Origin of the sequence: Massilia sp. CF038, from assembly GCF_900129765.1 — a bacterium.
Lineage (GTDB): Bacteria > Pseudomonadota > Gammaproteobacteria > Burkholderiales > Burkholderiaceae_D > Telluria_A.
This window is the reverse complement of sequence record NZ_FQWU01000002.1, coordinates 1,613,516-1,628,643: the sequence shown is the minus strand read 5'-3', so window position 1 is coordinate 1,628,643 and position 15,128 is coordinate 1,613,516. Positions and strand designations below refer to the sequence as shown.

The window sequence follows — 15,128 nt, the reverse complement described above, 5'->3', positions numbered from 1 at the left end:
AACATTTCTAACCGGAACGTTATGCGTACAAAAGACTGGATCTGTCGATCCTGCGGGTCGAACAATGCCGCGCAGTTTGCCCATTGCACAGAGTGTGGCCTGCGTGGGTTCGCCCATGGGGCCGAGCTGGACGTCGCCGCGCTCGACAAGGAGGCTGTCAGCGCCGCATTTCTGCAGTTCCAGGGCAGCGGACAAGCCTTGCTCCCGCAGCCCCGACCGGTGCGCGATTTTTTGAATCGCCACCTATGGATCAAGTACTGTATCGCGCTGCTGCTGTTCATTCCCGGCGCTGTCGCGCTGGTCGTGTTTGTGGTCGCGCGCGATCCGCTGACCATGTGCCTGGCACTTGCGGCCTTCCTGCCCATTACCATGCTGGCCGCAGCACTTGGCATTGAGCGGCCAGAGTCCGGGTGCGCCGTCTCATGGGAAAGCGCTGATATCTAAAATACGCGAATGCATATAAGCTGACGGCCGCCCAGTGTTAACCTAGTACACTGGGATAAAGCCGAGGCAAGAATGTCAACACCGATCCGTTTCTACTATCAGGGCGCCGTGCGCGAAGTGCGCAATGCCGCGCCAACCCAGACCATTTTGCAGCATCTGCGCGATGATCTGCACTGCACCGGCACCAAGGAAGGCTGTGCCGAGGGCGACTGCGGCGCCTGCACGGTGGTGATCGGTACGCTCAAGGATGGCCAGGTCGAGATGAAGGCGGTCAATTCCTGCATCCAGCTCACACCCACGCTTGACGGCAAGGCCTTGTTCTCGGTGGAAGACTTGCAGCAGCCTGATGGCGCGCTGCACCCGGTCCAGCAAGCCATGGTCGAATGCCACGGCTCCCAATGCGGCTTTTGCACGCCTGGATTCGTGATGTCCCTGTGGGGCATGTACCTGAAACAGGATGGCGTCAAACCAAGCCGCTGCCAGGTCGACGATGCCTTGTCCGGCAATCTGTGCCGCTGCACTGGCTACCGCCCGATCATTGATGCCGCAATGCGCATGGGCGAACTGCCCAAGGTGGATTTTGACCGCACCGCCCTGGCCGCACAGCTGGCGCCCTTGCAGCGCGAGGCTATGAGTGTCTACAGCGCCGATGGGCGCAACTTCCTGGCGCCACGCACGCTCGACGAGCTGGTGCAGGCGCGCGCTACCCATCCGCAAGCCACGCTGCTGGCCGGCTCCACCGATATCGGGCTCTGGGTCACCAAGCAGATGCGCGACTTGGGCGACATCATCTACCTCGGTCATGTCGAAGCGCTGCGCACGGTCACCGAGGCTGGCGGCATGATCGAGATCGGCGCCGGTGTCACGCTGGAAGACGCGTACCGCGCCGTCTGCAAGCACTATCCCGAACAACTGTCTGAAATGTGGCAGCGCTTTGCCTCGCTGCCGATCCGCAACGCAGGCACGCTTGGTGGCAATGTCGCCAATGGCTCGCCGATTGGCGATTCCATGCCCTGGCTGATTGCCCTGGGCAGCGAGGTGGTGCTGCGCTCCGGCGCCGGTGAGCGCGTGCTGGCGCTGGAAAACCTGTACCTCGGTTATCAGAAAAAAGACCTGCATCCGGACGAATTTGTCCAGGCCGTGCGCGTGCCGCTGCCGCGCGCGGGTGTACAGTTTCGCACCTACAAGCTGGCCAAGCGCTTCGACCAGGATATCTCTGCCGTGTGCGCCGCGTTTGCCTGCCGCTTCGATGGCGATACCGTCGTGGAAGCGCGCATTGCCTTTGGCGGCATGGCCGCCACGCCGAAACGCGCTGCGGCGACCGAAGCGCTGCTGTTGGGCCAGCCGTGGAACGAGGCGACCGTCAGTGCCGCCATGGCCGCCATGGCGCACGACTACGCGCCACTGTCAGACATGCGCGCCTCCAGCGCTTACCGTATGAAGACAGCGCAGAATCTGCTGCGCCGCTATTGGTTCGAGACGCGCGCCGTGGCGCCGCTGGCCAATGCCGATGTCAACGCGTTCGCCGTGCGCGCCTGAGGAGAACACCATGAACGACACAGCCGCACCAGCAATCAAGGCCGCCGCCTGGACCGGCGTCGGTCTCGCGCGCCCGCACGAATCGGCCGAACTGCATGTACTTGGCCAGGCCACCTATACCGACGACATCGCGGAAGTGCAGGGGACCCTGCACGCCGCTCTGGGCCTGTCATCCAAAGCGCACGCGAAGATCACCGCCATCGACCTGGCTGCCGTCAAGGCCAGCCGCGGCGTGGTCGCGGTGCTGACCGTGCAGGACATCCCCGGCACCAACGATTGTGGTCCGATCATCCATGACGATCCGATTCTCGCCGACGGTCTGGTGATGTATGTGGGCCAGCCGATTTTTATTGTTGTCGCCGATACCCACGACAATGCACGCCGTGCCGCGCGGCTTGGCAACATCACTTACGAAGAGCTGCCTGCGATCCTCACGCCGCAGGCTGCCCGTGCGGCCCAGTCGTATGTGCTGCCGCCCATGCGCCTGCAACGTGGCGACTATCAGGCGGCATTCGAGAAGGCGCCCCATTCGGTCAAGGGTGAGCTGTATGTGGGCGGCCAGGAGCAGTTCTACCTGGAGGGCCAGATCTCGTACGCGATTCCCAAGGAAGACAAGGGCATGCTGGTCCTGTGCTCGACCCAGCACCCGAGCGAGATGCAGCACGTGGTGGCGCACGCGCTCGGTCTGCATTCGCACCATGTGGTGGTGGAATGCCGGCGCATGGGGGGCGGCTTTGGCGGCAAGGAGTCGCAGTCGGCGCTGTGGGCGGCGGCGTCTGCCATTGCCGCGGTCAAGGTCCGGCGCCCGGTCAAGCTGCGCGCCGACCGCGACGACGACATGCTCGTCACCGGCAAGCGCCACTGCTTCCATTACGAATACGAAGTCGGGTATGACGACAGCGGCAAGATCATCGCGGCCAAGGTTGACATGGTTACCCGTGCCGGCTATTCGGCCGATCTGTCCGGCCCCGTCGCCACACGCGCGGTCTGCCACTTCGACAATACCTATTATTTGTCCGACGTTGATATCCGCGCCGCCTGCGGCAAGACCAACACGCAATCGAATACCGCCTTCCGCGGTTTTGGCGGGCCGCAGGGCGCCATCGCTATCGAATACATCATCGATGAAATCGCGCGCAATCTGGGGCGCGACGCGCTCGATATCCGGCGCCTCAATTTCTATGGACGCGACAGCGACAACGTCACGCCCTACGGCCAGGTCATTGTCGACAATGTGATTCACGAACTGGCGGCCGAGCTGGAGGAAACCAGTGAGTACCGCGCGCGCCGCAGCGCCATCGATGCCTTCAACGCCACCAGCCCCGTGCTGAAAAAAGGACTGGCCCTCACGCCCGTCAAATTCGGGATCGCCTTCAACGTTACCCATTTGAATCAGGCAGGGGCGCTGGTGCATGTGTACGTGGATGGCTCGATCCTGGTCAACCATGGCGGTACCGAAATGGGGCAAGGCATCAACACCAAGGTCATGCAGGTGGTGGCGCATGAACTGGGCGTGGACATGGCCCATGTCCGCGCCACCGCGACCGATACCAGCAAGGTTGCCAATACTTCGGCCACGGCCGCTTCCACCGGCGCCGACTTGAACGGCAAGGCCGCGCAGGATGCGGCGCGCCAGATCCGTGAGCGCCTGGCCGCGTATGCGGTCAAGCTGTATGGCGGCGAGGAACAGGCGGTGCTGTTTGCCGCCGATACCGTGCACGTCAACGGCCACGAAGTGCCGTTCCCCGTGCTGGTGCAAAAGGCTTACCTGGCGCGGGTGCAGTTATGGTCCGACGGTTTTTATGCCACGCCCCATCTGCACTGGGATCCAAAAACCATGAACGGCCACCCGTTCTCGTACTACGCCTACGGCGCAGCCGTGGCCGAAGTGGTGGTCGACACCCTGACCGGCGAATGGAAGCTGCTGCGCGCCGACGCGCTGTACGACGCCGGCAAGTCGCTTAATCCTGCGATCGATAGCGGCCAGGTGGAGGGTGCTTTCATCCAGGGCATGGGCTGGCTCACGACAGAGGAACTGTGGTGGAACGCGGGCGGCAAATTGATGACGCACGCGCCATCGACCTACAAAATTCCCGGCGTGTCCGACTGTCCCGAAGACTTCCGCGTGCGCCTGTTCGAGAACAGCAATGTGGAAGACAGCATCCATCGCTCCAAGGCCGTGGGCGAGCCGCCCTTGCTGTTGCCGTTCTCGGTGTTTTTTGCCATTCGCGATGCCGTCTCCGCCGTGGGTGGGCACAAGGTCAATCCGCCCCTGAACGCGCCCGCCACCAGCGAAGCGATCCTGAATGCCGTATCCGCCGTCGAGGCGGCCGTGGCACAGGCGGCATGATGGACGACTGGCGCAACGCTGCGCAGCCTGGCCCGGCGGCCGTGCTGGTGACGGTGGCCACGGTCGAAGGGTCCGGTCCGCGCGCGCCTGGTGCACGCATGCTGGTCACGCCGGAACAGGTGTTTGACACCATCGGCGGCGGCCACCTGGAGCTGCGCGCGGTGGAAATTGCGCGCGCTATGCTCTCTGATGCCCGTGTGCGCCATATCGAACGTTTCGCCCTGGGGCCCAGCCTGGGCCAGTGTTGTGGCGGTGTGGTGCACCTGGCGTTCGAACTGGCCGATCCGGCCCAGGCTTCGCTGCTGGCGCAACGCCTGCGCGACGATACCTGGCGCATGGTGGCGCTCGACGGCGCCCCCGATGCAGCGCTGTTCCATGCCGACGGCGCGCTGTTGTGGGGCACAGCCTGCCCGCCATTTGCGCGTGAACGCGGCACCCATGTCATGCAGGAGCAGGATGGACGGCGCTGGCTGGTCGACCAGGTACAGGCCCCGCGCGACCATCTGGTGCTGTTTGGCGCCGGCCACGTGGGCCAGGCGATCGTGCGTGCGTTGGCGTATCTGCCTTGCACCGTCACCTGGGTCGATGAGCGCGACGATATGTTCCCGCACAGCGTGCCGGCCAATGTCACGGTCGAGGCAACCGATGTTCCCGAAGCGCTGGTGGCAAGCGCGCCGCCCGGTGCGGCCTACCTCGTCATGACCCACAGCCACGCGCTCGACCAGCGCCTGACCGAGGCGATCATGGCGCGCGACGGCGTTGGCTGGTTTGGCCTGATCGGCTCCCTGACCAAGCGCCGCCAGTTCGAACACCGCCTGCGCGCCAGGGGCGTGGACGGATCCCGCATTGCCGCCATGGTGTGCCCGATCGGGCTGCCAGGCATCACCAACAAGGCACCGGCGGTGATCGCCGCATCGGTGTGCGCCCAGCTGCTGACGGTGTGGGAGGAGGCCGCGCACCGCAGCGCTGGCGCCCCGCCATTAAGGCTGGTAGCCTCAAGTCAAACGTAATCCGAAAGAGTCAGATGTCAATCGCACCACAACCACTGCAAGCCTTCCGAGCCAGCTTGCTGCACTTTCACGCCGATCCGGCCTTTCAGCCTGACGCCTTTGCGTGGCACCAGGATGGCTTGCTGCTGGTCGAAGACGGCAAGATCAAGGCCGCTGGCGACTACGCGAGCCTGATTGCCACCCTGGCGCCCGGCACCCCCGTGCGCGACTACCGGGGCAAGATCATCATGCCGGGCTTTATCGACACCCATCTGCATTTCCCGCAGACCGACATGATTGCCTCGCCCGCGCCTGGCCTGTTGCCCTGGCTGGAGACCTACACCTTCCCGACCGAGCGTCAGTTTGGCGACCCTGCGCACGCGCGCGAAGTGGCCGATTTCTTCCTCGACGAACTGCTGCGCTGCGGGACCACCACGGCCATGGTGTACTGCACCGTGCACCGCGAGTCCGTGGACGCCTTCTTTGAGGCGAGCGCCGCACGCAATCTGCGTATGGCCGCCGGCAAGATTCTGATGGACCGCAACTGCCCCGAATTCTTGTGCGATACCGCCGAGGGCGGCGTGCGCGAGAGCGAAGAACTGATTCGCAAGTGGCACAAGCAGGGCCGCGCCATGTACGCCATCACGCCGCGCTTTGCGCCCACCTCGACCGAACAGCAGCTGCGCCTGACGGGCGAGCTGGCACGTGCCTATCCCGACACCTTCATTCAGACCCACGTGTCGGAAAACCCGGACGAATGCAAATGGGTGCAATCGCTGTTCCCGCAGGCGCGCAGCTACCTGGACGTGTACGACAGCATGGGCCTGATGCGCGAGCGCGCCATGTATGGACACTGCATCTGGCTCGACGAGCGCGATTTTGCGCGTATGGCAGAATCGGGTGCGGCCGCTGCCATCTGCCCTACCTCGAACCTGTTCCTGGGCAGTGGCCTGTTTGACTTCGAGCGGGCCGACGCAGCCCGGGTGGCGCTGTCGCTGGCCACGGACGTGGGTGCCGGCACCAGCTTCTCGATGTTGCAAACCATGAATGAAGCCTATAAAGTAGCACGCTTGAAAGGCAGCTACCTGCCCGCCGTGCGCATGTTTTACCTGGCCACGCTGGGCGCGGCACGCAGCATGCAACTGGAGGGCACCATCGGCAGTTTTGTGGCCGGCGCCGAGGCCGATTTTATCGTCCTCGATCCGAAGGCCACCCCCTTGCTGGCGCGCCGCACGGAGCGCTGCGAGAACCTCGAGGAACTGCTGTTCGCGCTGGCGCTGCTGGGTGACGACCGCGCGGTCGATGCCACTTATGCCTGCGGACGCCAGGTGCACCAGCGCCGGCCCTCGTCAATTTAACCTCACCGGGAAGAGTATTCATGATCAGACAATCGAGCCGCTTCGCCGTCATGGCGCTGGCGCTGGTGGCCGGCAGCAGCGCCCACGCTGCGCCAAAGAGCAATCCCAACGAGGCCGCCACCGCGCGCCACTTCGCCGCCCTGATCGCCGGCGCTGAGCCGAAAACGGCCGAACTGACCCTGTTCTTCTCGCAGATGCCCAAGGGCGGCGATTTGCACCACCATTATTCAGGCGCCATCTACGCCGAACAGTTCATCAGCTGGGTCGACAAGCAGGGCTACTGCATCAACAAGCAGAGCTACCGGATCGAGACCGACAAATCAGTGGTGGCCGCCGAGCGTGCCAAGGCTGCAGCCGACCGCGCCTGCCTGTCTGGCGCCGACACGGTGGCCGACGACGGCGTGTATCGCGAACTGCTGCAGCGCTGGTCAAGCAAGGACTTCTACAATCATGGCGCGCTGCAGGCGCCGCCGGACCGGCAGTTCTTCTCGACCTTCGGTTACTTCAACCCGGTTGCCGACAGCAATACCAATGAAGGCTTGCTGACCCTGAAGCAGCGCGCCATCGAAGAAAACGTCTCTTATATCGAGACGGTGTTCAAGCTGGCGCCATTCACGCCGGATCCTGCTTTCGATACGCTGGCCCTCAAGCCGGGTATGGACGACGGCGCGCTGGACGCGGCCCTGCGCGCAGCCCTGGCCACGCTCGACAAGGACGCTGCCTTCAATGCGCAGATCAAGGCCTATGTCGATGGCGTGCAGGCCGATTCAGCGCAGGTGGACGACGCCCGCTTCACCATGCGCTACCAGCCGTACGTGCTGCGCTTCTTCTCGCCGTCGATGGTGTTTTCGCAGATGGTGGCCTCCTTCAAGGCCGCGCGCCAGAGCCCCCTGATCGTGGGCGTGAATATCGTCGGCCAGGAAAGCGCCAACGTATCGATGCGCGACTATGCGCTGCACATGAAGATGTTCCGCTTCCTGAAAACCGTGTATCCCGAGGTGAAGCTGTCCCTGCATGCGGGCGAGCTGGCGCTGGGCGACGTGCCGCCGGAAGGGCTGCGCTTCCACATCGACCAGGCGCTCAACGTGGCTGGCGCCAGCCGCATTGGCCATGGTCTGGACCTGGCCCACGAAACCAATGCGCCGGCCATCATCAAGGCCATGCGCGAGCGCGATGTCCCGGTCGAAATCAACCTGACCAGCAATGGCTTCATCTCCGGCATCAAGGAAGGCAACCATCCGCTGGCGATCTATCGTAAATACAAAGTGCCGTACGTGATTGCCACCGACGACGCCGGCGTCACGCGCCACACGCTGGCGCAGGAATACGTGCTGTTTGCCAGCCGCTACAAGCCTGGCTACGCCGAGGTGAAGAAGGCTGCCTACAACAGCTTGCGTTACGCCTTCCTGGCCGAACAGGACAAGCAGCGCCTGAAAGCCGACCTCGACCAGCGTTTTGCCACATTTGAAAGCCGCATTGCCGCCCTCGACGCGGCAGCAGCCCGGTAATACCACTTCCGCATTTCCGGCCGCTTGCGCTGCGCGCGCCAGCGGCCCGGCCTCTTCCGAATTCACGCTTCCACGTCAAATAATTCACAAAAAAGTGAAGATATTTACGCACGTCATGTCCGTTGTGGCCATCCTGCTACACATTTGGCCGTCGACGTAAACGTTTGTTGTATTTGGAACCTGAAAGCCTTTCACCCGAGAAAGGCTACTTTATAATTCCACCAAGGGTAGGGCAAAGCTAAGGTGTTGATTTCGCTTAAACAAAGAACATTATTTCGCTATTTATATTTTTGAAATATAAATATTCGAACGAAATGGTATTTGTCAGCCCCAGACCGTTAATGCATAGTTGATTGAACAAGTTAAATCTTGATGAAAATCTACAAGTCATGACACAGTCACAATTGACGCTTAAAGTTGCGCGCTGCGCAATGCCGGGATACCAAAAACGGAAGTAGCGGGTCTGTCACAAGCGGGGCCAGCAGGATTGCAGCAAAGTAAAGAGGGGGGCGCCGGGATGGGCTTCCAAAATAACTATTAGTTCTTATTGGGGTTATACAATGATCAATCATAATCGGATTAAGCTGACCAAGCTGGCATTTGCTTTGTCCATGGCGCTGGCAGCGGCACCGTCGTTTGCGCAGAACACCACTTCCGCCATTGGCGGCCGCGTTTCCAGCGCCGACGGCAAGCCTGCCAGCGGTGCACAAGTCCAGATCATCCACACCGAGTCCGGCTCGGTCAGCAGCGTCACCACCGACGCCGAAGGGCGTTACGTTGCGCGTGGTCTGCGTGCTGGCGGTCCTTACACGATTATCATTACCCAGAACGGCGTTACCGAAAAGCGCGAAGGCATCTACACCAACCTGGCTGAAACAGCTGCGGTGGACGCCACCATCGGCGCTGCAACCCAGCAAGTGATCGTGACCGGTTCGGTCGCACGCGCTGAGAAATTCTCCAAGACCACCATGGGTTCGGGCACCAGCATCAACGCCACCGAACTGGCCACCCAGGCATCGATCAACCGCAACCTGCAAGACTATGCGCGCCTTGATCCACGCGTATCGCAGACCGACAAAGAGCGCGGCGAAATCTCCGTGGCCGGTCAGAACTCGCGCTACAACTCGATGACCATTGACGGCGTGGCCGTGAATGACACCTTCGGTCTGGAATCGAACGGCAGCCCGACTGCGCGCCAGCCGATTTCGATGGAAGCGATCCAGTCGGTCCAGATCAACGTCGCCAACTACGACGTGACCCAGAAGGGTTACACCGGCGCGAACATCAACGCTGCCACCAAGTCCGGTACCAACACCGTCAAGGGCGGCCTGTACTACGTGTTCCGTAACGACGCGATGGCTGGCAAGCGCTTTAACATTACCGACGGCACCTACGCCGATCCAACCCCGTTCAAGGAAACCACCAAGGGCGGCTGGGTCAGTGGTCCGCTGATCAAGGACAAGCTGTTCTTCTTCGCCCTGTCGGAAGAATTCATCAGCACCCGTACCGCACCGGACTTCGGTCCGATTGGCGCCGGTTCCGGTACCACCGTTGGCATTACCCAGTCGGCGATTGCGCAGGCCCAAGCCATTGCCAAGAACACCCACGGCATTGACATCGGCGGACTCGATTCCGGCGGCAAGGCACTGCGTGTCAAAGAGAACATGATCAAGCTGGACTGGAACATCAACGATGACCACCGCGCCATGCTGCGTTACTCGAAGACGTCGCAGGCAGAGCCGCAGTTCCCGAGCGTGTCGGCCACCGGCGTCAGCCTGGACTCCTTCTTCTACTCGCAAGAGAAGAGCATCCAGACCGTGGTTGCGCAAGTGTTCTCGGACTGGACTTCGTCGTTCTCGACCGAGTTTAAGGCATCGAACCGCGCCTACGATTCGGTACCAAAGAATAATTCGCGTCTGCCAGCGATCGGCCTGCAATTCAGCGGTCCTACCCCAGTCGGTACTGCTGCTGGCGTGCCAACCGGTAACCGTTTCCTGAACTTCGGTACCGAACGCAGCCGTCAGCGCAATGTGCTGACCACCGATACGCTTGACCTGTACGCCGGTGCCAACTGGACGCTGGGCGATCACGAGATCAAGTTCGGCGCGGACATGAACAAGAACAAGATCTACAACGCGTTCTTGCAAGACGTCTACGGCAACTACACCTTCAGCTGCGTGAATGAAAGCCCAACGTACCAGTACACGTTCAACGGCGCTGCCACCAACTTCAACTGCAGCCCGAACGGCCAGGCCACCTTCACCCCGGCGCAAATCGCTGCCCTGAACGCCGGCATCGAAGCGGCTGTGCTGGAGAACTTCCAGCGCGGTCGTCCAAGTTCGTATTCGGTGCAGACTCCGGTCGCCGGCGGCACGCTCGATACCGCAGTTGCCCAATTCACCATGCGCAATACCGGTGCCTTCGTACAAGACACCTGGAGCGTCTCGCCACGCTTGACCCTGACCTACGGCGTGCGCGTCGATCAGACCAAGATCGCCGAGAAGCCACAGCGCAACACCGCAGCGGCAGCACCGATGGTCGCAGGTAATCCACTGACCAACGCCCAGCAGTCGGGCGGCTTCGGTCTGGACAATACCGTGACCGTGGATGGCGCCCAGCTGGTGCAACCACGTTTCGGCTTCAACTACAAGCTGAGCGAAACCGTCAACCGTCAGGTACGCGGCGGCGCCGGTCTGTTCCAGGGCGCGGCAGCTTCGGTCTGGATGTCGAATCCGTTCTCGAATCCTGGCGTGGCAACGCGCATCATTTCGTGCAGCACCACAACCACCAACTGCGGCAATGGCACCACCTGGGTCTTCAGCGCCAATCCGGATACGCAGCCGACCAACGTTGCTGGTGTGCCAGCGGCCAACGTCGACTTCCTCGACCCGGCACTGCGTCAGCCATCGATCTGGAAAGCCAACCTGGCCTTCGACAGCGAATTGCCATGGGGCGGCCTGGTCTTCGGCGCGGAATGGCTGTACACCAAGAACAAGGACAGCATCTACTACGAACACCTGAACTTGGGCGCTGCCAAGCGTCTGGGCCCGGACGGTCGTGAAATGTATTACAACGACGCTGGCTATGCCGCAGCATCGTGGAATGCGACCGGCGGTACCGTGTCCGGTTCGGGCGTGACCTCGCGCTTCCTGAACAACCGCAACTACAACAGCGTTCTGCTGGCCAAGCGCACCGACAAGGGCGACGGCAACCTGCTGACCCTGTCGCTGACCCGTCCAATGACCAAAGGCCTGGGCGCTTCGATTGCGTACACCCGCACCGACGCCACCGAAGTGTCGCCACTGACCTCGTCGGTATCGAACTCGAACTTCAACGGCCGCGCCGTGTTCAACCCGAACGAAGAAGTTGCGTCGAACTCGAGCTACCTGGTCAAGGACCGTATCAACGCATCGGTCAGCTGGCAGAAGAAGTTCTTCTCGAACTACAACACCCGCATCGGCATGTTCTATGAAGGCCGTTCGGGCAAGCCGTTCAGCTGGACCACCAACAATGACTTGAACGGTGACGGCCTGGCCGGTAACGACTTGATGTACGTGCCATCGGCCTTCGGTTCGGGTGAAGTCATCTTCCGCGGCGACACCGCCACCAGCAAAGTCAATGAGCAGCGTTTCTGGGATGTGGTCAATGCCAACGGCGCACTGAGCAGCGCAAAAGGCGGCGTCGTCAAGCGTAACTCCGACTTCGCACCATGGACCAACAGCTTCGACGTGCGTATTTCGCAGGAAGTGCCAGGCTTCTTCTCGGGTAACAAGGGCACCTTCTCCTTCGATATCCTGAACTTCGGCAACCTGCTGAACAAGCGTTGGGGCCGTATCAACGAAGTTGGCTTCCAGGCCAACGGCGGTCAGGCACGCAGCTTCGTCGACTACGGTGGTATTGATGCTGCAACCGGCAAGTACATCTACACCGTGCGTGATGCTGTCGAGAACCTGGACGTTCGCCAGATCAAGGGCGAATCGCAGTGGGCAATTCAAGCGACTGTGAAGTACGAGTTCTAATCGTGCGCATGCGTCAGTAATGGAACGGCCGGTGGCGACACCGGCCGTTTTTTTTGGCCCGGGCGATACAAGCGGATACATATCCGCCACCCCATCCGAGCGCTTTTTTACGTGCTCATCGGTTATCCTTCGTACTATGAAAAAAAGTTTTTGCAACATCGCCTTTGCCGTCAGTGTCGTGAGTGTCTTGTCCGGTTGCGCCACGCGCCCGCCAGCACCGGTTGAACTGAATCTGGTTTCGTTCAACGATTTCCACGGCCATCTGGATGCCACCAAATTTGAGTACACCAGTTATGCCGACGGCATTGCCCGTTCCGAGCAGGCTGGTGGCATCGACCACATTGCCGCTGCGCTGCAGGCCTGGCGCAAGGAAGACCGCGACTTGCTGTTTGTCGCCGCCGGCGACCTGGTGGGCGCCAGCCCGGCCATGTCCTCCATGTGGGCGGACGAGCCGAGCATCGAAGCGCTGAGCATGGCCGGGCTGTTTGCAAGCTCGGTCGGCAACCACGAATTCGACCAGGGCCGTGCCGAGCTGCTGCGCCAGCAGCACGGCGGCTGCGAGTCCAACCGGGCTGACAAGGCGTGCCAGTTCTCACCCGAATTTCGCGGCGCCGGTTTCACTTACCTGGCCGCCAATGTGCTCGACAGCGCGACTGGCCAGCCGGTGCTGCCGGCCTACAAAATTGCCGAGGTCAAGGGCATCAAGGTGGGCTTGATTGGCGCGGTGATCCGCGACACCGCTTCGCTGGTGCTCAAGTCGGGCATCGTCGGCCTGTCGTTTGAAGACGAGGCTGACGCTGTCAACAAGGTCATCCCGGAAATGCGCGCCAAGGGTGCCCAGGTGTTTGTGCTGATGATCCACGAAGGCGGCGAAACGGGCGAGCCCTTCGACAAGCCTGAATGCAGCGAACTGAAGGGACCGATCATCGATATTGCGCGCCGGCTCGATCCGGCCATCCGCCTGATCGTCAGCGGTCACACCCACAAGGGCTTCCAGTGCCAGGTGGCGGGGCGCACCATCACCCAGGCTGCCATGGGTGGCCACGTGCTCTCGCGCATCAAGCTGCGGGTCGATCCGCGCAACGCCGACGTGCTGGGCATTGATGTGCGCAACGTGGTGGTCAAGCCAGGTCAGTATCCGCCTGATGTCAAGGTCACCGCCTTTCTGGACGCGGCGCGTGCGCGCAGTACCGAGGCGCTGAACCGGCCGCTGGCGCGCGTGGCGGTGCGTTCGGTCGGGCGCAAGGCCAGCGAGGCGGGGGAATCGGCACTGGGTGACCTGATTGCCGATTCGATCCTGACTGCCACCCGCGATCAAGGTGTGCAGATTGCCTTCATGAATTCGGGCGGCATGCGCCAGGATCTCGACGTGGGCGCTGATCTGGTGGCCACGGTCGGCCAGGTCCAGATCGTTCTGCCGTTTGGCAATACCCTGGTGGCCATGGACTTGACCGGCGCCCAGATCCGCGAACTGCTGGACCAGCAATGGGTGCGCCCGGGCGCGGCCCATCCGTCAGTGCTGCAAATTTCCAGCGGCTTTACCTACCGCTGGAATCCGGCCTTGCCGCGCGGCCAGCGCGTGCTGCCAGGCAGCCTGAAGCTGAACGGCGTGGCCATGGATGAACGCAAGACCTACCGTGTGGCAGGCAATAATTTCCTGTCCGAAGGCGGCGACAATTTCCCCGCCTTCAAGCTGGCCACCAACAAGCGCGACACCTATGTGCGCGACGTGGATGCTTTGTCGTCCTATTTAATCAGCCAGGACAAGGCGGGCAAGCCAGTTGGCAACGTCGCGCCTGCCGGGCGCATCCAGGTGGTCCAATGACAATCACATTCAACAAAGGCAAGCGCATGAACAAGCTGGCAGCAGTGGTGGCGCTTTCGTGCGCTTTCGTCTCGATCGACGCGGCCGCATGGGGCAACGAAGGCCACCGCGCGGTCGGCGCGATTGCCGAAAAACTGATCAAAGGCAGCAATGCCGAGAAAGAAGTAGCGGCCTTGCTGCTGCCGGGCGAGACTCTGGAGTCGATCACCAACTGGGCCGACTCGGCCAAAGGTGGCGTCGGTTATCCCGCCGCCACGCCCGAGCAAGTGGTGTACACCACGGCCAATCCGCGCCACACCGAATACCACTACGCCAATGTGCCGTTCCAGGCCACGCATTACCATGAAGGCATCGTCGGCAGTGCCGAGGTCGATATAGTGCAAAGCCTGAAGCAGGCCATTGCGGTGTTGCAGGGCAAGACCGACCCGGAGTTCAACCCGCACCAGTTCACCCGTCGTCAGGCGCTGCTGCTAGTGGCCCATCTGGTAGGCGATATCCACCAGCCATTGCACATGGGCTCGGCGTATGTCAGCGCCGAGGGCCAGTTCGTTTATCCGCAACAGCGCGCCCAGGTCGATGGTGTGCACATTTTCGAGACGCTTGGCAGCAACAGTCTGCTGCTCGACAACGACAAACTGGCCAGCATTGAAGCGCCCCTGAACCTGCTGGATACCACGCCCTTGCCGCCCGACGCCAAGAAGTGGGCGACCAAGCCCTTCCACAGTTATTGGGACGCCACCGTCGTCAAATATGCCATGCGCCGCAGCACCACCAGCGACCCGGCCGCCTTTGCGCAAAAAATGATCGACAGCAACCCCGAGGTCCCTAAAAACACGGGCCGGCCATACACCTGGCCGACCCAGTGGGCAGACGACACCCTGGCGGCATCCAAGTTTGCCTATCAGGATGTGACCGTGGGCAAGCCCGAAGCGCAGGTCAACAAACGCGGTGCGACCGAATACAAGTTCGCGCTGCAAATGGGGGCGAATTATCCTGTCTCCAGTTCGGCACTGGCGCGCACGCAGCTCGTCAACGGCGGTTACCACCTGGCATCGTTGCTGCAAGCCATCTGGCCTTGAGGCTGCGCCCGCTGCAC

The 15,128-nt window shown here is 61.9% G+C and carries 9 protein-coding genes; all 9 read left to right on the top strand.

Going from position 1 to position 15,128, the window contains the following annotated elements; all coding sequences use genetic code 11:
* Nucleotides 1-21: 21 nt before the first annotated feature.
* The 9 genes from BUC24_RS17690 to BUC24_RS17650 all read left to right on the top strand — a co-directional run bounded on the left by BUC24_RS17690 (nt 22) and on the right by BUC24_RS17650 (nt 15,111).
* Nucleotides 22-444 carry a hypothetical protein gene (locus BUC24_RS17690; RefSeq protein ID WP_073219112.1) on the top strand — a complete coding sequence of 141 codons (423 nt, stop codon included), beginning with the start codon at nt 22-24 and terminating at the stop codon, nt 442-444.
* A gap of 72 nt (nt 445-516) precedes the next feature.
* Nucleotides 517-1,983, top strand: coding sequence for a xanthine dehydrogenase small subunit (gene xdhA, locus BUC24_RS17685; protein ID WP_073219109.1), 1,467 nt, complete (start codon nt 517-519; stop codon nt 1,981-1,983).
* A gap of 10 nt (nt 1,984-1,993) precedes the next feature.
* Nucleotides 1,994-4,333 carry a xanthine dehydrogenase molybdopterin binding subunit gene (xdhB, locus tag BUC24_RS17680; protein WP_073219106.1) on the top strand — a complete coding sequence of 780 codons (2,340 nt, stop codon included), beginning with the start codon at nt 1,994-1,996 and terminating at the stop codon, nt 4,331-4,333.
* On the top strand, nt 4,333-5,343 hold the full coding sequence (gene xdhC, locus BUC24_RS17675) for a xanthine dehydrogenase accessory protein XdhC (RefSeq protein WP_073220293.1): 1,011 nt from the start codon (nt 4,333-4,335) through the stop codon (nt 5,341-5,343). Before xdhB ends, xdhC begins: the two co-directional genes overlap by 1 nt.
* Before the next feature lie 14 nt (nt 5,344-5,357).
* Complete coding sequence (guaD, locus tag BUC24_RS17670) at nt 5,358-6,680, top strand: guanine deaminase (RefSeq protein ID WP_073219103.1); 1,323 nt, start codon at nt 5,358-5,360, stop codon at nt 6,678-6,680.
* 20 nt (nt 6,681-6,700) lie between these two features.
* Entirely contained in the window at nt 6,701-8,188 is a 1,488-nt protein-coding gene (locus tag BUC24_RS17665) for an amidohydrolase family protein (protein ID WP_073219100.1), read from the top strand.
* 560 nt (nt 8,189-8,748) lie between these two features.
* A complete protein-coding gene (locus BUC24_RS17660; RefSeq protein WP_073219097.1) occupies nt 8,749-12,207 on the top strand; it encodes a TonB-dependent receptor in 3,459 nt (1,152 codons plus the stop codon).
* Nucleotides 12,208-12,343: 136 nt separating this feature from the next.
* Nucleotides 12,344-14,032 (top strand): bifunctional metallophosphatase/5'-nucleotidase, encoded by a 1,689-nt coding sequence (locus tag BUC24_RS17655; RefSeq protein WP_073219094.1) that lies wholly within the window; start codon nt 12,344-12,346, stop codon nt 14,030-14,032.
* On the top strand, nt 14,029-15,111 hold the full coding sequence (locus BUC24_RS17650) for a S1/P1 nuclease (RefSeq protein WP_229448268.1): 1,083 nt from the start codon (nt 14,029-14,031) through the stop codon (nt 15,109-15,111). The genes BUC24_RS17655 and BUC24_RS17650 overlap by 4 nt, the downstream gene beginning before the upstream one ends.
* Nucleotides 15,112-15,128 lie beyond the last annotated feature (17 nt).

Coding starts and splice junctions, on each gene's coding strand:
- BUC24_RS17690 (WP_073219112.1), top strand. CDS start 22: ATGCGTACAAAAGACTGGATCTGTCGATCCTGCGGGTCGAACAATGCC.
- xdhA (WP_073219109.1), top strand. CDS start 517: ATGTCAACACCGATCCGTTTCTACTATCAGGGCGCCGTGCGCGAAGTG.
- xdhB (WP_073219106.1), top strand. CDS start 1,994: ATGAACGACACAGCCGCACCAGCAATCAAGGCCGCCGCCTGGACCGGC.
- xdhC (WP_073220293.1), top strand. CDS start 4,333: ATGGACGACTGGCGCAACGCTGCGCAGCCTGGCCCGGCGGCCGTGCTG.
- guaD (WP_073219103.1), top strand. CDS start 5,358: ATGTCAATCGCACCACAACCACTGCAAGCCTTCCGAGCCAGCTTGCTG.
- BUC24_RS17665 (WP_073219100.1), top strand. CDS start 6,701: ATGATCAGACAATCGAGCCGCTTCGCCGTCATGGCGCTGGCGCTGGTG.
- BUC24_RS17660 (WP_073219097.1), top strand. CDS start 8,749: ATGATCAATCATAATCGGATTAAGCTGACCAAGCTGGCATTTGCTTTG.
- BUC24_RS17655 (WP_073219094.1), top strand. CDS start 12,344: ATGAAAAAAAGTTTTTGCAACATCGCCTTTGCCGTCAGTGTCGTGAGT.
- BUC24_RS17650 (WP_229448268.1), top strand. CDS start 14,029: ATGACAATCACATTCAACAAAGGCAAGCGCATGAACAAGCTGGCAGCA.